This window comes from Streptomyces sp. 2114.4, assembly GCF_900187385.1.
In the GTDB taxonomy this organism is placed as follows: Bacteria; Actinomycetota; Actinomycetes; order Streptomycetales; family Streptomycetaceae; genus Streptomyces; species Streptomyces mooreae.
In genome coordinates this window covers 1,264,853-1,282,856 of the sequence record NZ_FYEY01000001.1, presented here as the reverse complement: position 1 = coordinate 1,282,856, position 18,004 = coordinate 1,264,853, and the positions used below count along the sequence as shown (strand labels likewise).

The 18,004-nt window shown below is 71.3% G+C and carries 13 protein-coding genes and 2 pseudogenes; 9 read left to right on the top strand and 6 right to left on the bottom strand.

Annotated elements, in window-relative coordinates; translation table 11 throughout:
• Positions 1-206 precede the first annotated feature (206 nt).
• Entirely contained in the window at positions 207-1,415 is a 1,209-nt protein-coding gene (metK, locus tag CFW40_RS05525) for a methionine adenosyltransferase (protein WP_088796724.1), read from the top strand.
• A 125-nt stretch (positions 1,416-1,540) separates the two neighbouring features.
• Positions 1,541-3,679, top strand: coding sequence for a primosomal protein N' (locus CFW40_RS05520; RefSeq protein WP_088796723.1), 2,139 nt, complete (start codon positions 1,541-1,543; stop codon positions 3,677-3,679).
• Positions 3,680-3,798: 119 nt separating this feature from the next.
• On the opposite strand, the gene CFW40_RS05515 is transcribed toward CFW40_RS05520, so the two are convergent.
• Positions 3,799-4,356, bottom strand: a complete 558-nt coding sequence (locus CFW40_RS05515) for a hypothetical protein (protein WP_088796722.1) — start codon at positions 4,354-4,356, stop codon at positions 3,799-3,801.
• Positions 4,357-4,604: 248 nt separating this feature from the next.
• On the opposite strand from CFW40_RS05515, the gene fmt reads away from it, so the two are divergent.
• Positions 4,605-5,543, top strand: coding sequence for a methionyl-tRNA formyltransferase (gene fmt, locus CFW40_RS05510; protein WP_088796721.1), 939 nt, complete (start codon positions 4,605-4,607; stop codon positions 5,541-5,543).
• Positions 5,544-5,694: 151 nt separating this feature from the next.
• Entirely contained in the window at positions 5,695-7,128 is a 1,434-nt protein-coding gene (locus CFW40_RS05505; RefSeq protein WP_088796720.1) for an RsmB/NOP family class I SAM-dependent RNA methyltransferase, read from the top strand.
• Between the two features lie 164 nt (positions 7,129-7,292).
• Here the strand turns inward: CFW40_RS05505 and CFW40_RS05500 are convergent, their stop codons facing one another.
• The 5 genes and pseudogenes from CFW40_RS05500 to CFW40_RS05490 all read right to left on the bottom strand — a co-directional run bounded on the left by CFW40_RS05500 (position 7,293) and on the right by CFW40_RS05490 (position 13,460).
• Positions 7,293-7,685 carry a DUF6193 family natural product biosynthesis protein gene (locus CFW40_RS05500; RefSeq protein ID WP_256331577.1) on the bottom strand — a complete coding sequence of 131 codons (393 nt, stop codon included), beginning with the start codon at positions 7,683-7,685 and terminating at the stop codon, positions 7,293-7,295.
• Positions 7,686-7,744: 59 nt separating this feature from the next.
• Entirely contained in the window at positions 7,745-10,336 is a 2,592-nt protein-coding gene (locus tag CFW40_RS38660) for an RHS repeat-associated core domain-containing protein (protein ID WP_306427425.1), read from the bottom strand.
• Between the two features lie 93 nt (positions 10,337-10,429).
• A pseudogene (locus CFW40_RS38655) lies at positions 10,430-10,531 on the bottom strand (RHS repeat domain-containing protein); the annotation flags it as partial.
• Positions 10,532-10,701: 170 nt separating this feature from the next.
• Positions 10,702-11,601, bottom strand: a pseudogene (locus CFW40_RS38650) (DUF6531 domain-containing protein); the annotation flags it as partial.
• 1,166 nt (positions 11,602-12,767) lie between these two features.
• A complete protein-coding gene (locus CFW40_RS05490) occupies positions 12,768-13,460 on the bottom strand; it encodes an SDR family oxidoreductase (protein WP_088796718.1) in 693 nt (230 codons plus the stop codon).
• A 312-nt stretch (positions 13,461-13,772) separates the two neighbouring features.
• Here CFW40_RS05490 and CFW40_RS05485 point away from each other — a divergent pair, with 312 nt between their 5' ends.
• The 5 genes from CFW40_RS05485 (at position 13,773) to CFW40_RS05465 (ending at position 17,839) form a co-directional block, all read left to right on the top strand.
• On the top strand, positions 13,773-14,621 hold the full coding sequence (locus CFW40_RS05485) for a LysR family transcriptional regulator (RefSeq protein ID WP_088796717.1): 849 nt from the start codon (positions 13,773-13,775) through the stop codon (positions 14,619-14,621).
• Between the two features lie 119 nt (positions 14,622-14,740).
• A complete protein-coding gene (gene rpe / locus CFW40_RS05480; protein WP_088796716.1) occupies positions 14,741-15,424 on the top strand; it encodes a ribulose-phosphate 3-epimerase in 684 nt (227 codons plus the stop codon).
• Positions 15,425-15,676: 252 nt separating this feature from the next.
• Positions 15,677-16,693: a sugar-binding transcriptional regulator gene (locus CFW40_RS05475; RefSeq protein WP_088796715.1), complete on the top strand. Its 1,017-nt coding sequence runs from the start codon at positions 15,677-15,679 to the stop codon at positions 16,691-16,693.
• Positions 16,694-16,931: 238 nt separating this feature from the next.
• Positions 16,932-17,399: a ribonuclease domain-containing protein gene (locus CFW40_RS05470; RefSeq protein WP_088796714.1), complete on the top strand. Its 468-nt coding sequence runs from the start codon at positions 16,932-16,934 to the stop codon at positions 17,397-17,399.
• On the top strand, positions 17,396-17,839 hold the full coding sequence (locus CFW40_RS05465) for a barstar family protein (protein ID WP_088796713.1): 444 nt from the start codon (positions 17,396-17,398) through the stop codon (positions 17,837-17,839). Before CFW40_RS05470 ends, CFW40_RS05465 begins: the two co-directional genes overlap by 4 nt.
• Positions 17,840-18,004 lie beyond the last annotated feature (165 nt).

Genomic DNA, 18,004 nt, shown 5'->3' with positions numbered 1-18,004 from the left:
GGCATGTCCCCTTGACCCGGCCCATACTCGAGGTGATCGTCCTACCGAGGGCCGTGGTGTCCCAGGTCACGGGGGGTCCATAAATCGAGACCGCGTGCCCGAACGCCGCACACGACCGATAAACTGGCGAGTGGATCGGGCCGAGCGCAGCTCTCGGCCCTTCCGCCAATGATCAGCCAGCAGCCGCTGCAACCCCAGGGAGCGATGTGTCCCGCCGCCTGTTCACCTCGGAGTCCGTCACCGAGGGCCACCCCGACAAGATCGCTGACCAGATCAGCGACACCATCCTCGACGCTCTCCTCAAGGAAGACCCGACCTCCCGGGTCGCCGTGGAGACGTTGATCACCACCGGCCTGGTGCATGTGGCCGGCGAGGTGACGACGAAGGCGTACGCCGACATCCCCAACCTCGTCCGCAACAAGATCCTGGACATCGGTTACGACTCGTCCAAGAAGGGCTTCGACGGCGCCTCCTGTGGCGTCTCGGTGTCCATCGGCGCGCAGTCCCCGGACATCGCCCAGGGTGTCGACACCGCGTACGAGAACCGCGTCGAGGGCGACGACGACGAGCTGGACAAGCAGGGCGCGGGCGACCAAGGCCTGATGTTCGGCTACGCCTGCGACGAGACCCCGGAGCTGATGCCGCTCCCGATCAACCTCGCGCACCGCCTGTCCAAGCGCCTGTCCGAGGTCCGCAAGAACGGCACCATCCCCTACCTCCGTCCCGACGGCAAGACCCAGGTCACCATCGAGTACGACGGCCACAAGGCCGTCCGCCTCGACACCGTCGTGGTCTCCTCCCAGCACGCCAGCGACATCGACCTCGACTCGCTGCTCGCTCCCGACATCCGCGAGTTCGTCGTCGAGCACGTCCTGGCCCAGCTCGTCGAGGACGGCATCAAGCTGGACACCGACGGCTACCGGCTGCTGGTCAACCCGACCGGCCGCTTCGAGATCGGCGGCCCCATGGGTGACGCCGGCCTCACCGGCCGCAAGATCATCATCGACACCTACGGCGGCATGGCCCGCCACGGCGGCGGTGCCTTCTCCGGCAAGGACCCGTCCAAGGTCGACCGCTCGGCCGCCTACGCGATGCGCTGGGTCGCGAAGAACGTCGTCGCGGCCGGCCTCGCGGCCCGCTGTGAGGTCCAGGTCGCCTACGCCATCGGCAAGGCCGAGCCGGTCGGTCTCTTCGTCGAGACCTTCGGCACCGCCACCGTCGACACCGACAAGATCGAGCAGGCCATCGGCGAGGTCTTCGACCTCCGCCCGGCCGCCATCATCCGCGACCTCGATCTGCTCCGCCCGATCTACTCCCAGACCGCCGCCTACGGCCACTTCGGCCGTGAGCTGGAGGACTTCACCTGGGAGCGCACGGACCGCGTGGAGGCCCTGAAGAAGGCCGCGGGTCTCTGAGGCTCCTCCCGGTTTTCGTATCGCCCGTGTAGTGGCCGACGGCCCCGGACCGCACCAGTGGTCCGGGGCCGTCGGCTGTCCACAGGCACCCCTCGCTGTCCGTGCCATCTGCTAAGACTGATGCTGTGAGCAGGGAGAACGGGCGACCGGAGGCGGGGGCGTCGGGTGCGGGCGAGCAGTTGGCCCTCATCCGGGAGGCCGTGCGGGAGACCAAGGCGGAGCGGGCGAAGCCGCGGACGTGGCGGGGGGCCGAGCTGGCCGCCGGGCTGCCGGTGGCGCGGGTGCTGGTCGACAAGGGGCTGGTGCACCTCGACCGCTATTTCGATTACGCGGTGCCCGCGGCGATGGACGCCGAGGCCCAGCCCGGCGTGCGGGTGCGGGTGCGCTTCGGGGCGGGGGAGAAGGGGGGCCGCCGTGAGGGCGGCAAGCTGGTCAGCGGATTCATCGTGGAGCGGGCCGCGGAGAGCGACTACCGCGGGGTGCTCGCCCCGATCGCGCAGGTGCTGTCGTCCGAGCGGGTGCTGACGCCCGAGCTGCTGGGGCTGTGCCGGGCGGTGGCGGACCGCTATGCCGGGACGCTCGCCGATGTGGTGCAGCTGGCCGTGCCGCCGCGCCGGGCGCGGGCTGAGGCCAAGCCGTCGCCTGCGCCACTGCCACCCAACGCCGCCCCGGAGCCCGGCAGTTGGACGCGCTACGGCGCGGGCCCCGGGTTCCTGGCGGCGCTGACGCGGGGGGATGTGCCGCGGGCGGTGTGGACGGCGCTGCCCGGGGCGACCTGGCCGCAGGAGCTGGCGCGGGCGGTGGCCGCGGCGCTGGCCGGCGGGCGGGGCGCGCTGGTGGTGGTGCCGGACGGGCGCGCCGCCGCGCGGGTGGACGCGGCCCTCGGCGAGCTGATCGGGGAGGGCCGGCATGTGCTGCTGACCGCCGATGCCGGGCCCGAGGAGCGCTACCGCCGCTGGCTGGCGGTCAGCCGTGGCGCGGTGCGCGCCGTGGTCGGGACGCGCGCGGCGATGTTCGCACCGGTCGCCGGCCTCGGCCTGGTCGCCCTGTGGGACGACGGGGACGCCAGCCACAGCGACCCGCATGCACCCCAGCCACACGCCCGTGAGGTCCTTATCCAGCGGTCGGTCAATGAGCGCGCCGGGTTCCTGCTGGGCGGGCTGAGCTGCACGGTCGAGGCGGCCCAGCTCGTCGAGACCGGCTGGGCGCGCCCGCTGACCGCCGAGCGCGAGCAGGTGCGGACCGCGGCCCCCCTGGTGCGTACGGTCAGCGACGGTGACGAGGCGCGGGACGCCGCGGCGCGCGCCGCCCGGCTGCCGACGATGGCCTGGCAGGTGGTGCGCGAGGGCCTGCGGCGCGGACCGGTGCTCGTCCAGGTGCCGCGCCGGGGGTATGCGCCCCGTCTGGCCTGCGAACGCTGCCGCACCCCCGCGCGCTGCCGGGCCTGTGCGGGCCCGCTGGAGTCGCAGGACGCGGGCGAGCTGGCCTGTGCGTGGTGTGGCCGGCCCGAGCCGGACTGGCACTGCGCCGAGTGCGGCGGGGCGCGGCTGCGGGCCCAGGTCGTGGGCGCGCGGCGGACGGCCGAGGAGCTGGGCCGGGTGTTCCCGTCGGTCCCGGTGCGCACCTCGGGGCGCGATCATGTGCTGGCGACGGTTCCGGGCGCTCCCGCGCTGGTGGTGAGCACGCCCGGCGCGGAGCCGGTGGCCGAGGACGGCGGTTATGCGGCGGCGCTGCTGCTGGACGGCTGGGCGCTGCTGGGGCGCCCCGACCTGCGGGCGGGGGAGGAGGCGCTGCGCCGCTGGCTGGGCGCCGCCGCGCTGGTCCGCGGCCAGGCGGAGGGCGGCACCGTCGCGGTGATCGCGGAGCCGACGCTGCGGCCGGTGCAGGCGCTGGTGCGCTGGGACCCGGTCGGCCATGCGGTCCGCGAGCTGGCCGAACGGGCCGAGCTGGGCTTCCCTCCGGTGTCGCGGATGGCTTCGGTGGCCGGCCGCGCCGAGGACGTCGTCGAGCTGCTGAGGGATGCCGAACTCCCCGTGGGCGCCGAAGTGTTGGGGCCCGTTCCGCTGCCGGTGCCGGACCCCGCGCGCCCGCGCCGCCCCGGCGATCCTCCGCCGGGCGAGCAGTGGGAACGCGCGCTGGTCCGCGTCCGTCCCGGCAAGGGTGCCGCCCTCGCCGCGGCGCTCAAGGCCGCCCGCGCGGCCCGGCTGGTCAAGCGGGAGGGCGAGGCGGTACGGGTACGGATCGATCCGCCCGATCTGGGGTGAGGCCCGCCCGAGTGCCCCGGACATGGCGCCGCCCCGGGACCGGTGTCGGCGGATGGTCCCGGGGCGTTGGCGAGCGGCGGGTGCGGCGGGGAGCCAAGGGCGCTCGGTGCCGGGGTGGTTCAGCCGTTGCGGGGGCCGGGGAAGGCGCCCGGGCGGGCCGGCTCGTCGCGGGAGACCGCGGAGGGCTGGGCGGGCATGGCGCGGGCGGCCGGGAAGGACGGGGAGCCGGGCAGCCCCGCGGCCATGGTCACCGCACGGCTCGCGGCGGCGGAATCGGACGAACGCCCCGTCGGCTCACCGCCGTTGCTCTCCGCGGAGGGCTGGGCGGCAGCCCGGCGGGCACCGTAACGGCGGTGCACCGCCTGCTTGGTGACGCCGAGTGCCGAGCCCACCGCGTCCCAGGAGAAGCCCAGCGAACGGTCGAAGTCGACCGCGGCCGTGACCAGGGTTTCGACGCTGTCCCGCAGCTCCTGGGCGAGGCGCACCGTCGGGGCGGGGGCGCGTCCGTAGACGACGAAGCCTGCGGAGGGGCCGGTGCGCCGCGGCCGGTAGACGTTGCCGAGCTGAGCGGTCAGCGTGCGCAGTGCGTCCACCTGCCGGCGCACCCGTTCGATGTCCCGCACCAGGAGATGCAGGCTGGCGCGCGCCTGGGCGTCGTGGGTTGCGTGGTCGGCCATGAGCAAGCCTCTCGAACCGGCGTGGAAAAGGAAGGATGAAAGCGAGCGGGCCGCCAAACGGCCCGGTCCGGGTCAATGCTGTTTGACCAACGCGACAGCAGCGGCTCTGGTCACGGTATGGGGGCGCACGAGCTTCCGTACGAGGCGCGGGAATTGTCGTACGCCCCCTGAGCCACCGCCCATGGCCTGGGACGGTCCCCCTAGACTGGTGTGTCGTTCCGCTGCGTGTGAGAGGTAGATCGCCACCCATGAGGCTCGTCTTCGCCGGCACCCCCGAGGTCGCCGTACCCGCCCTCGATGCCCTGCTCGCCTCGGACCGGCACGAGGTCGTGGCCGTCGTCACCCGGCCCGACGCGCCCGCGGGGCGCGGCCGGAAGCTGGTGGCCAGCCCCGTCGCGGAGCGGGCGGAGGAGGCGGGCATCGAGGTGCTCAAGCCCGTCAAGCCGCGCGACGAGGACTTCCTGGCCCGGCTGCGGGAGATCGCGCCGGACTGCTGCCCGGTGGTTGCCTACGGGGCGCTGCTGCCGAAGGCCGCGCTCGACATTCCCGCCAAGGGGTGGGTCAATCTGCACTTCTCACTGCTGCCCGCGTGGCGGGGCGCGGCGCCCGTGCAGCATGCGGTGCTGGCGGGGGACGAGGTGACCGGCGCCTCGACGTTCCAGATCGAGACCGGACTGGACTCCGGCCCGGTCTACGGCGTGTTGACCGAGGAGGTCCGGCCGACCGACACCAGCGGCGATCTGCTCACCCGGCTGGCATTCGCCGGTTCCGGGCTGCTCGTGGCGACGATGGACGGCATCGAGGACGGCACGCTGCAGGCGGTGCCGCAGCCGGCCGAGGGGGTCACGCTCGCGCCGAAGATCGAGGTCGAGGACGCCAAGGTGGACTGGGCGGCGCCCGCGCTCCGGGTCGACCGGGTGATCCGCGGCTGTGCGCCCGCGCCGGGGGCCTGGACGGTCTTCCGCGGGGAACGCCTCAAGCTGATGTCGGCCGTTGCCGCCCCGGGCCACACCGAGCCCGCCCTCGCACCCGGCGAACTCGCCGTGACCAAGAAGGCGGTGTACGTCGGTACCGGCAGCCACCCCGTCGAACTCGGCTGGGTCCAGCCGCAGGGCAAGAAGCCGATGCAGGCGGCCGATTGGGCGCGCGGGGTGCGGATCGGGAGCGGGGAGCTGCTGGGGGACTGAGCCCCCGCTGTCCGGGGGCCGGCCGCCGCCGGAGGGGGGTCCGGCTCCGGCCTCCCCGCGCCGGCCCGGCTCCGGCCTCAGCGCGCGCTCCGCCCGCGCGCCCGCGTAGGCTGGGACGGACCCCTCATCTCGTATCCGGAGCACCTTTTCTGTGAGCCAGCAGCCGCGCCGTCGCCCCACCAAGCCCCATCGCCGCCCGCAGAAGGACCCGGTCAGGGTTCTCGCGTTCGAGGCGTTGCGGGCCGTCGACGAGCGGGACGCCTACGCGAACCTCGTCTTGCCGCCGTTGTTGCGCAAGGCACGCGAGGGCGGCGACTTCGACGCCCGGGACGCGGCGCTGGCGACGGAGCTGGTCTACGGCTCGCTGCGGTGGCAGGGGACGTATGACGCGATCCTCGCGAGCTGTGTGGACCGGCCGCTGCGGGAGGTGGACCCGCCGGTCCTGGACGTGCTGACCCTCGGCGCGCACCAGTTGCTCGGCACCCGCATCCCGACGCACGCCGCGGTGAGCGCCAGCGTCGAGCTGGCGCGGGTGGTGCTGGGCGACGGGCGGGCGAAGTTCGTCAACGCGGTGTTGCGCAAGGTCGCCGCCCATGACCTGGACGGCTGGCTGGAGCGGGTCGCCCCGGAGTACGACGAGGACCCCGAGGACCACCTCGGCATCGTGCATGCGCACCCCCGCTGGATCGTCTCGGCGCTGTGGGACGCGCTCGGCGGGGGCCGGGCCGGTATCGAGGACCTGCTGGAGGCGGACAACGAACGCCCCGAGGTGACGCTGGTGGCCCGGCCCGGCCGGTCCACCACCGAGGAGCTTCTGGCGGCGGCCGGCGAGGAGCGGGCGCTCCCCGGGCGCTGGTCCCCGTATGCGGTCCGGCTCGCGGAAGGCGGGGAGCCGGGCGCTCTGGGCCCGGTCGGTGAGGGGCGCGCCGGGGTGCAGGACGAAGGCAGCCAGCTCGTCGCCCTCGCGCTGGCGAACGCACCGGTCGAGGGCCCCGACCGCGCCTGGCTCGACGGCTGCGCGGGCCCCGGCGGCAAGGCGGCGCTGCTGGCGGCGCTCGCCGCCGAGCGCGGTGCCGCCCTGCTGGCCTCGGAGAAGCAGCCGCACCGTGCGCGTCTGGTGGCCCGGGCACTCGACGGCAACCCCGGTCCGTATGCGGTCATCACCGCCGACGGCACCCGCCCGGCCTGGCGGCCCGGCGCCTTCGACCGGGTGCTGGTCGACGTTCCGTGCACCGGTCTGGGGGCGCTGCGCCGGCGGCCGGAGGCGCGCTGGCGGCGCCGCCCCGAGGACCTGGACGGGTTCGCCCCGCTGCAGCGCGAACTGCTCCGGCAGGCGCTCGCGGCCGTACGGGTCGGCGGCGTCGTCGGCTATGCGACCTGCTCGCCGCATCCGGCCGAGACCCGGGCCGTGGTGGACGACGTCCTCAAGGGGCGGGGCGGCGAGCCGGTGCAGGTGGAGTGGATCGACGCCCGCCCGCTGATGCCCGGCGTACCGGCGCTCGGCGACGGTCCGGACGTCCAGCTGTGGCCGCATCTGCACGGCACGGACGCGATGTATCTGGCGCTGCTGCGCCGGACCGCCTGAGGAGACGTCTGCCTTCTCAGTGTCTCGGAACCGCCGCGGTGGGAGCCACCCCGCGTGGTGCGATCTCCAGCGGTGGCGTCCCGCTACGCATGGCGGCGCGGACCACATGAGGTGAGGTCTGCGCCGCCGTTCAGCGCCCGGGACGCTGGATGGCCGACGCGCGATCAGGGGCGGTCGAGATCGTCAGCGGTTCCGTCGATCGCCGGACCGCAGCCTGAGGGGAGGTTGGCGACGACCAAAGCAACGGCCCCTTCGGCCGAGTCCGCATCTCCCACCATCTGGCGGCTCGACCCCACGGGTTCGTTCATCCGGACCACGCGAAACCCTTCACCGGCGGCTGGGTAAATGGACGGCACGTCGTTTGTCCAGGGGAACTTGATGCAGCGGCTGAAGTGCAGCGACCCGTGGCTGATCATGGGGAAAAGCATGCGGAGCAGCGGGTCGGCGTAGGCAGCCTCAACAGCAGGCTGGATGAGACGCCCTTCACTCGCCGCCCGCACCTTGTCCCACTTGATCGCCACTTCATCGGGCATCTGCGGTTCGATATTTTGAGTCACGTGAACACACTACTCACTTCTGGAAAATGGTGACGCTCTGCTGATACTTCGTGGGGCGGCTATCGGCGTCGCCTGCCCTGGTCATTATCCCGAGGTGGTAGGGGGATGTCCGGATGAGGAACATTTTCAACCCTCTCGTTCCCGGAATACCAGTGAATTGAATCCCAGGATCGCCCGCCCAGGTCGGGGTCGCAATCGTAGGTCAGCACATTCCTGGCCACCACGCTCATCTCCCATGCAGTGCCATTACCGCTGCTAGGCAGAGCCTGGCCGGGGCCCACGCCAAAATTCCGCCCCCGTTCGACCGCAACGAGGAAAGCCTCCTGGATTGCTTCCGGCGTGTTCCAGTTTCCGTTTGTCCCCTGCCGGTTCGGCATGCCGTCGAGGGTAATGGATAGAGTGGTGTCCCGGTCTCCGACTGCCTGCATGACATTACTCATCCACACGGGTGTCCCGTTTTCGTTCCCTGCGTAATCATCGCCGTTATATGTATGCGCAGCGGGGTCACCGTTCTCGCGAAGGTGTTTGGCCAGAACGTCGGACCCGAAATCGTCTCCGTTGACGCCGAGAACCACACTGTGCCTGCCGCGCTGCTTCCGGTGGGGGCAGGCCGCCAGGCCCAGCGGGTCAATCCACGTGGTCGGGTTGTGGACGTAGGCCGTCGGGTTCGGTGCGGGAAGGAGACCGAGGGGGTCCGGTGTGATGTAGCGGGCGGTGTCGGGGTCGTAGTAGCGCTGATTGTTGTAGTGGAGTCCGGTCTCCGGGTCGAAATACTGGCCGGGGAAACGGAGGGGGGTGTAGGCGGTGGCGTTGGTGTTCCAGGTGGTGGAGCCCCACAGGGTGGTGCGGGTGCGCCAGGCGATGTTGCCGTCTTCATCCACGAGTTCGGCAGGGGTGCCGACAAGATCTGTGACGATGGCGAAGAAGCGTTGGTCTATTTCCTGCTGCGGGGCGTCGGCCAGGCTTTTGCGTTCCGTCTGGACAACGGGGTGCAGACCCTGGTGTTCCCAGGTGAGGGTGATCAGATGTGCGCCATCGGGTGAGGCAGCGGTCTGCTCGACGAGGGTGTTGCCGTCCCAGGTGAAGTGGGTTTGTTCCAGGGCCTGCCGGCCGTCCGGGGCGAGGCGTTGCTTGGCGATCCGGCGGCCGAACGGATCGTAGAGGTAGCGCCAGGTGTTGCCGTCGGGTGTGATGACTCGGACGAGCCGGTCTTCGGCATCCCACTCGTACCGCCACGTTTCGGGTTTGCGGGACAGCCTGGTTTTCTGACGCACGATGATATGGCCTTGCGCGTCGTGTTCGTAGCGAATGCCGCCGGCTCGCGTGATGCGAGTTCCCGTATACGTGCGGGGGCCGCGGGATTCGGGGGAGGGATACCGGTCGGACCAGTCGGCGTCGGTCTGGTTGCCGGCCTCGTCGTAGGCATACCGTTCGGACCAGCCCTGTGCGTGAACGGCGGTGACCCTGCCCGAGCTGTCGAGGTCGAAGGTACGGGGACCGCTCAGCCGATCGTCGATTCCGGCGAGATTGCCGTCCGGGTGGTAGGAGTACGAACGGTGCTGAACGGTGCCTGACGGGGCGGTGAGGGATTGTTCGGTGAGGAGGCCGTTCGTGTCCCAGCTGTGGGTGAGGGTCAGATCCGCGCCGAAGTGACGGGCCATTTCTTGGCCCGCGGGGTCGTATGCGAATTCGAGGGTGCGGCCGGAGGCGGTCAGCGCGGTGCGGCGGCTCGCTGCGTCGTATTCCCAGCTGCTCGTGGCGCCTGCAGGCGTGGTGCGATGGGTGCGGCGTCCCAAGGCGTCATAGGCGAAGGTCGTGGTGCGGTCGTTCACGGTCTCGGCCACCACCCGGCCCAGAGCATCGCGCCGGTATGTCAGCTCGACGTCCGGAGCCGATGCCTGCAGCAGGCGCCCCGCCGGATCGTGTTGATACGACGTGACCCGCCCGTCCGCGTTCTTCTCCACGATCCTTCCGAAGGAGTCGTGGGTGTAGGTGACGGTCTGGCCGAGGGCGTTGGTACGGGTGGCAAGCCGGCCGACCGGGGTATGGGTGTATCTGAGGGTGCGGTCGTCGAAGTCGGTCTCGGATATCAGGTGGCCGGCCGGGTCGTATTCATAAGTCCACGTCAGGCCTTGCTGGTTGGTGACAGAAGTGAGCTGGAGCTCCGTGTCGTGGGTGAACTCGTAGCGAGCTCCGTCCTGGCTGGTCCTTGCCTTGAGCTGGTCGAAGTGGGTGTACTCGAAGGTGGTGACCCCGCCTGCTGCGTTGGTGTGGGCGATGCAGTTGCCCTCGCCGTCGTATGTCCAGGACTGCTCCGCACCATCGGAGCCGATATGGCCGGCCAGCCGTCCTTCCACCGTCCAGACCAGACGGCTCGATGCCCCCAGTGGATCGGTGACGGAGATGACGCGACCGAAGGCATCGCGGTGGTAGCGGGTCTCTGCCCCCAGCGGATTGATGATGCGGAGAGGTAGTCCCGCCGGGTCGCATATGAGGGAGGTGGTGTTGCCCAGGGCATCGGTGACAGAGGTCGGACGGCCTTGTGCGTCGTAGCTGAAACGGGTGGTGGCGCCGCTCGGATCGATGTTCGCCGTGCGATTGCCACGGCTGTCGTATTCGTCCCGCCACGTGGCGCCGTCCGCGCCGGTCACGGCGACCAGCCGGCCGAGGCCGTTGTACTCGGCGATGGCCTGGCGACCGTCCGGGCGGTTGATGGTGGTCAGATGGCCGTGCTCGTCGTAGGTGTACCGGGTGGTGTGGCCGAGGGGATCGGTGACGGCCAGGGGACGGTCGTACGCGTCGTATTGGGTGCGGGTGGTGTTGCCGAGTGGGTCGGTCTCGGCGATGACCTGGAGGCGGTCGTTGATGAGGTAGCGGGTGGCATGCCCGAGGGAGTTCGTGGCGGTGGTGACACGGTTGCCGGTTTTGGGATCCAGCGGGCCGAAGTCGAAGCGGTACCGCAGGTGGCCCCGCCTTCAGCGACGCAGCGGCTGTGATGGTCGTAGGTGTATGCGTAACGGCTGTCGTTGGTGTCGGTCCAGGCGACGAGACGGTGATCGGTGTCGTACTCGAACCGGGTCGGGATGCCGGAGGAGTTCGTGAGGGTGGTGAGGTTGCCGTCTTCGTCGTGGCCGTAGGAGATGACCAGCACGTCGGTGCCATCGGCAGCGGCGTCGGCGAGGTGCAGCGCGGTGATGTACCCGTTGCCGTCGGTGGTGATTTTGAGGTGGTAGCCGGCGGAGTGGCGGATGGCGAGCGGGGCACCGGTTTCGTCGTCGTAATCGAAGGCGATCCGGTTGCCGTTGCGGTCCGACAATTCCTCCAGCAGGGCGGTGCCGGGGGAGTGGCTTGCTTCGGTGAAGTAGCGGGTCTGGCCGGTGTCGGGGTCGTGAACGGCCCAGTCGCCTCCGGGGGTCCGTGTCAGAGGCCAGCGCGGACCGTGGGCAGGCAGAACACGTTGGTTGGGACCGGGAGTCTCGTAGGAGAGCAGCAGGCCGTTCTCGGTGACGAAGATGATGCCCTGGTCGTCGATCTCCAGGCGCTGGTCGGCCGTGGATGCCCAGGACGGCCCCATATGGCGGCCCGCGCGGTATGACGACTCGAATCTCCGCGTGAACGTGAGGGGGAGAGCGCCGGGCAGGGCGATGTCGGTCTGACGGAGGAAGACCCGGCCGGTGGCGACGTCCACCGGGTCACCACAGTCCTTGACGGCCTTGTCGGTGCGAGTGCTGTTGTTGGGGTGTTCCTTGCCCAGTTGGGTGCGGGTCTTGTGGCTCTTGCCGCGTCCCTTGCCCGTGGAGTTCGCGGATGGGACAGCACCGCTGCCGGGGGACTTCGGGTCGTGGTTGTTCTTCTTGCCGATACCTTTGAGGTGCGCGGCGATTTTCTCGTCGTTGTCGCGATGGTTCTTGATCATCTGCTTGACGCCGCGCGTCATGTTCTCGTCGAGGTGCTTGGCGGTCTTCTTGACGCCGTCCTCGATGCCGTCGACCACCTTGTCCAGCACCACATTCGCCGCATCCGCGATGGCGTCCTTGCCGCGGGTACGACCGTGGTGGCTCCTGGCCCGGCCGATCTTGCCGCCGGCTTTGGTGCGGAACGTGCCGCTCGCGCTCTGCAGACCGGTCACGACGTTGCGGTGTTCGCGTTCGTCGAAGCTGAACCCGCTGCCGGCGCTGCCCGCGGACCGGCCCCCTCCACCGCCGCTTCCGCCTGCGCTGAGCAGACCCGTCGTGGGGTTCGTGGCGGCCCCCTTGGCCGCGCCCTTGGCGTTCTCTGCGCCTTGCCGGAAGCCGTCTTCCCCGGCCTTGGCGGCATGACTGAGGCTGACACCGTCCTGGACGCCGAGAGCATGGGCGCCGAGCTGGACCACGAGGTCCCCGACCATCGCCCCGAGTGCTTCCTCGACCGGGGTGAGCGCGATGCTGACGACCTGCTCGGCGACCTGTTGGCAGACCTCTTTGAAGAGCCGTTTGAGGATCATCCGGGTGGCCTGCGTCGCACCCATCGCCCCCAATTCCGACAAGCCGAGCGTGAAGGGGGCCGCGGCCTGGGCGGCGATCACCTCCGCGGCGAGGATGCCCAGCTGAACCAGCGCGCCGATTTTCGCGCCCTCGATGAGGGTCGCGACACCGTCCATCGCGGTGCCCGCCTTGCGGCCACACTCGGCAAGGCCCTTCAGATGTTTGCCGTTGACCTTGCCCCAGTGTCTGTTCAGTGCCTCCACGGCAACGGAACCGCCGGCCGAGCCGACCAAACCCTGGATGGCGGTGTGAGCCTCGTTGGCGCCCTCGGCGATGTCGTCGGCGAACTCCCGCATGGCGTGGGCCATTTCGCGGTAGTCGTCCTCGTCCACGTTCGGCCACGACACGCCGATCAGGTCAAGCAGCTCATCCGCCCACCCAGGCAGAACCACACCCATCAGAACCCCCGTTTGATCATGGTCCACCGGAACGTAATGTCAGACCCGTGGGCAGGGCAAGTGGCCCAGGGTCACGCGGGGGCGGCGGACGGCGGATGGGCGCCGCAGGGCGCGCCTTACGGCAGCAGGAACACGGTTCCGGCGGTGCCCGGTCGCGGTGTCTACCAGGGCACGACCTGCCCCTGGTGGTCGACGAAGTGCAGGCCGGGCTCTCGGTGGCGCTCGATCGTCTCCACCACCCCGGGAATGCTCTCCTCCACGCTGAGGTCGGCGTCCGGGCCACCGAGTTCGGTGCGTACCCAGCCCGGGTCGACGAGCAGCAGCTTGCGGGTGTCCCCGGCGCGGCGGGCGGCGTAGCTGCGCATCAGCTGGTTCAGTGCGGACTTGCTGGCCCGGTACAGGTCCTGGCCGCCCTCGGTGTTCAGGGCGATGCTCCCCTGGTCGGAGGACATGACGCCGATGGTCCCGGTGGGCGCGACCAGCGGACGCAGGGATTCCACCACCCGCATCGGGCTGAGGGCGTTGGTGACCATGACCTCGGTGAACATAGCCGTCGGGACCTCGCCGATCGGGATGTCGCCGCGGGTGATGGCGGCGTTGACGAAGAGCAGGTCGAGGGTGCGTCCGGCCAGCCGGTCGCGCAGCGCCGAGATCTGCTCCGGCTCGGTCATCTCCAGCGACTCGATGGTCAGCCGTCCACCGGACGTTTCGGCCAGGTCGTGGAGGCCGGTGCGCCGGCTGCCGCGGACCGTGCCGATGACGTCCCAGCCGCGGCGCAGGTACGCGGCGGCGAGCCCGAGGCCCAGGGTCCGGGAGGCCCCGATGACGAGGGCGGTCTTACGGGTGTCGGTCATGTGATTCCTCTTGTGGATCAGGGCTTATGGGGCAGGGCCTGTGGGGCAGGTCCTGTGGGTCGGGAATCCTGCTGTCAGGACTGCTGCGAAGCCGCGTTGACGCAGCTGGTGGACGTGGTGGAGAAGCGGTCCAACAGCGGGCGGGCGTGGCCCACTTGACGGTTCAGTACCTCGGTGAGGTGCGCCATACCGTGGGGGAGGGGCCCGCGTGGGTGCCGTCCGCCGGAGAGGTGATGACGATCATGAGTCAAGTCTCCGAGGGGTTCCGCCGGGCGTCCAATACCCTTTCCACCACGTTGATACCTTTCGGGAATGGATTTAGATCTGCGGAAACTCCGCTATTTCGTCGCGGTGGCCGAACACCGGCAATTCGGCCGGGCGGCACAGGCGTTGTTCATCGCGCAGCCCGTCCTCAGCCGGCAGATCCGCGCGTTCGAGCAGGAGTTGGGCTGCCCGCTGTTCACGCGGACCACGCGCAGCGTCGAACTGACCCCCGCGGGACGTCAGTTGTACGACGAGGCGGGCAGGATCACCACGGTGGTCGAGACGGCGCTGCGTCGCGTGCACGAGGCCGGGCGGGGCGAGCAGCGGATCGTCGTCGCCTTCTCGCCCGGCCTGCGCGTCTCGGAGGCGATCCTGACGTTCACGGCGAGCCACCCGAAGGTCCGGATCGATGTGTTTCCGCTGCGCTGGTGGGAGCAGGACGCACCGCTGCGCGACGGCCGCGCGCACGTCGGATACCTCCGGCGCCCCTTCGACGACACGGGGCTGCACACCGTCCCCATCGGTCACGAGACCAAGATCGCGTGCCTGCCCGTGACCCATCGGCTGGCCGGCCGTCGCAGCCTCACGTCGGCCGCTCTCGACGGTGAGCCGGTCCTCGACGTCAGGACGCGGCGGACCTCCTCACTGGAGGAGAAGTTCGAGCTCATCGCCTCCGGGCAGGGCCTCGCGCTGGTTCCCGTCAGCGTCGCGGGCTCGTACTCCCGCCCCGATCTCGTCTACCTGCCCGTCACCGATGCCCCGCCGGTCGAGACCTGCCTGGCGATGCCGGAGGGCAGCTGCGCGGGCCCCGCAGCGGACTTCCTGGACATCGCCACCGCGACGCTGCGCCGGCAGCCCGGCGAGGCGAAGACGGAGGAGGACGGCGGACGCGTGTGAGAGGGCTCATCGCCGCTCCCGCCGCCGCGCTCCGCGTCCCAGAAAGGCCGCACCGGCCCGCCGAAAACCCGGTCCCTCCCGCCGCCGCCCCTTCCCGGCCCGCAGGCCATACTGGGGGCATGGCCTTGATCAACCCCAGCATCCTGTCCGCAGACTTCGCCCGCCTCGCCGAGGAGGCCGAGGCCGTCAAGGGCGCCGACTGGCTGCACGTCGACGTCATGGACAACCACTTCGTCCCGAACCTCACCCTCGGTGTGCCGGTGGTCGAGTCGCTGAGCAAGGCGACGGACACCCCGCTCGACCTGCATCTGATGATCGAGGACCCGGACCGCTGGGCGCCGCAGTACATCGAGGCCGGAGCCGGGTCCGTGACCTTCCACGTGGAGGCGGCGGCCGCGCCGGTGCGGCTGGCGCGGGAGATCCGGGCCAAGGGCGCGCGGGCGTCGATGGCGCTGAAGCCTGCCACGCCGATCGAGCCGTACGAGGACCTGCTCCCCGAGCTCGACATGGTGCTGATCATGACCGTGGAGCCCGGCTTCGGCGGCCAGGCGTTCCTGGACATCATGCTGCCGAAGATCCGCCGCACCCGTGAACTGATCTCCCGGCACGGCCTGCAGCTGGGGCTCCAGGTGGACGGCGGGGTCTCGGCGGCCACCATCGAGCGGTGCGCCGACGCGGGCGCCGATGTGTTCGTGGCGGGCTCCGCGGTGTACGGCGCGGACGACCCGGCCAAGGCGGTCAGGGACCTGCGCGAACAGGCCGAGACGGCGACCGCGGCGGCGGGCTGGGGCTGCGCGCACTGAGTGCGAGTGCCGGTCAGGGGGCGAGTGCCGGTCGGGCCCCGGAGCGAGAGCCCGGCCCGGCTGATTCACGCCAGGGGAATCCGCCCGTGGCGGGGGCCGTGCCGCCCGTTGTACGGGGCGCAACCGAGCGTTCACGAGGGTCGGGACGGTCATGGTCCCCGTTGCCGCCGGGTTTCTGAAAGGATGAGCAAAGACTCGATCAGATGCGCAAAAGGGGAGAATTTCGTGGTAGCCAGCCGCCCACAGTCCGGAATGGGCCCTGCCGAGCTGGTGCAGGCCGCGGCCATGGCCCGCCGTTTCTATCTTGAGGGCAAGTCGAAGATCCAGATCGCGGAGGAGTTCGGCGTCAGCCGGTTCAAGGTCGCGCGGGTGCTGGAGACCGCCCTGGAACGTGATCTCGTACGGATCGAGATCCGGGTGCCCTCCGAGCTGGACGCCGAACGCTCCGACGCCCTGCGGGCCCGCTACGGCCTGCGGCACGCGGTCGTCGTCGAGTCGCCCGCGGACGCTCCCCCCGCCTTCGGCGGCCAGACGCCGCCCGACGACGCCGCGGACCCGGAGAACCTGGGCGAGGTCGCGGCCGATCTCCTCGGTGAGCTGGTCACCGAGGGCGATGTGCTGGGGCTGGCGTGGGGCCGGTCGACCATTCATATGGCGGCCGCGCTGCACCGTCTCCCGCCGTGCACCGTGGTGCAGTTGACCGGTGTGTACGACGCCGGTACCGCCGACCGCGGTTCGGTCGAGGCGGTCCGCCGTGCGGCCGATGTCGCCGGAGGAGAGGCGCATCCGATCTATGCGCCGATGCTGCTGCCCGACTCGGCGACCGCCGAGGCGCTGCGCCGCCAGACCGGGATCGCCCGCGCGTTCGACTACTTCGACAAGGTCACCGTCGCCTGTGTCTCCATCGGTTCCTGGGAGCCGGGCGTCTCGACCGTCTACGACATGCTCTCGGAGCAGGAGCGGGAGCACTACGCCTCGCTGGGGGCGGCCGCCGAGATGTCAGCGCACCTCTTCGACGCCGAGGGGCGGCGGATCGGCCGGGACCTCGGCGAGCGGTGCATCACCGTCGAGGCGGACCGGCTGCGCCGTATCCCGGAGGTCGTCGCCATCGCGGGCGGCCGGCGCAAGGCCGCCGCGATCGGCGCGGTGCTCCGCTCCGGGCTGGTGACCAGCCTGGTCACGGACACCGCCGCGGCCGACCACCTGCTGCTGGAGACCGGCCCCGGGCCGCGCCCCGCACTGGACCGGGCGGATCCTGACGGAGCGTGACCCGCGCCGGGCGGGACGCGGCGGCGGACGGCCCCGCGTGACCGCCCCGCCGGTCCGCTGCCCCGCCCGTGCGGACCGTCCCGGCAGCCTCGCGACCCCGCCCGTGCGGACCGCCCCCGCCGCCTCGCGACCCCGCCCGCTGCCCCGCCCCTGCGCGACCGCCCCGCCGTCCGCCCCGTGCACCCCCGGCGCCGGTCACCGACGAGCAGCCTGCGCAGCCCTGTGACAGCATCGGCGCATGGTGATCCGCTCCGTCCCGCGTCGTGCCGCCGCTGTCCTCGGCACGCTGCTCGCCGGGCTGCTCCTCGTGCTGACCGGCTGTGCCACGGGCGGTGCCGCAGGCGGGAGTTCGTCCGGACCGCCGCGGTCCACCGCCACGGCCGCGGCCGATGCGCCGGGCCCCTCCGGCGCTTCGGACCGGCCGCGGGGCATGCCGGTCGTGCCGGCCGGCGCGCTGCCCGCCCAGGCGCGGGACACCCTCCGGCTCATCGATGCCGGCGGCCCCTTCCCGTATCCGCAGGACGGCACCGTCTTCGGCAACCGTGAGCGGCTGCTGCCCCGTCAGCCGCGCGGCTACTACCACGAGTACACGGTGCCCACGCCCGGCTCGCCGGACCGCGGAGCCCGCCGGCTCGTCACCGGGCAGGGCCATGAGACGTACTACACCGACGACCACTACCGGACCTTCAAGGCGGTGCTTCGATGACGGGTTCCGTGCCCCGGCCGCTCGCCGCGGTGCTCGACGGACGTACGCCCCCCGGGGTGCTGCCCTGGCCCGCGGAACGCTCGGTGGCCGAGGCGCTGGGTGCCGCGCGGGACGCCGGCTGGACCGGCACGTCCCTGGACCTGGAGGGGGTCGCGGACAAGGCCGCCTTCATGGACCGGTGCGCCCGTGCCCTGCGGCTGCCGGACTGGTTCGGCCGCAACTGGGACGCGCTCGCCGACTGCCTCACCGACCTGTCCTGGTGCCCCGCCGACCGCGGCCGGCTGCTCGTCGTGACGGGCTGGCAGGGCTACGCGGCCGCGTCCCCGGACGAGTGGAGCATCGTCGAGGGCGTCCTGGCGGATGCGGTGGGCTACTGGCGCGACACGGACACCGGACTGGCCGTGATCATGGCCAGGGGGCGGGACCGGCAGGGCGTGTAGCGGCGGCGCACCAGGCCTGACCGGCGGCGATGCGGTGCGGCCCGGCGAGCGGCGGAGCGCCCCCGTTCCGGCGGGCCCGCCCCGCCGTGCACGGCGCCTTTGGCGGATCGCACACACGGCCGGGGAAAGCCTCGGATTATCACATGAGCCCTGGTCAGGGCCCGT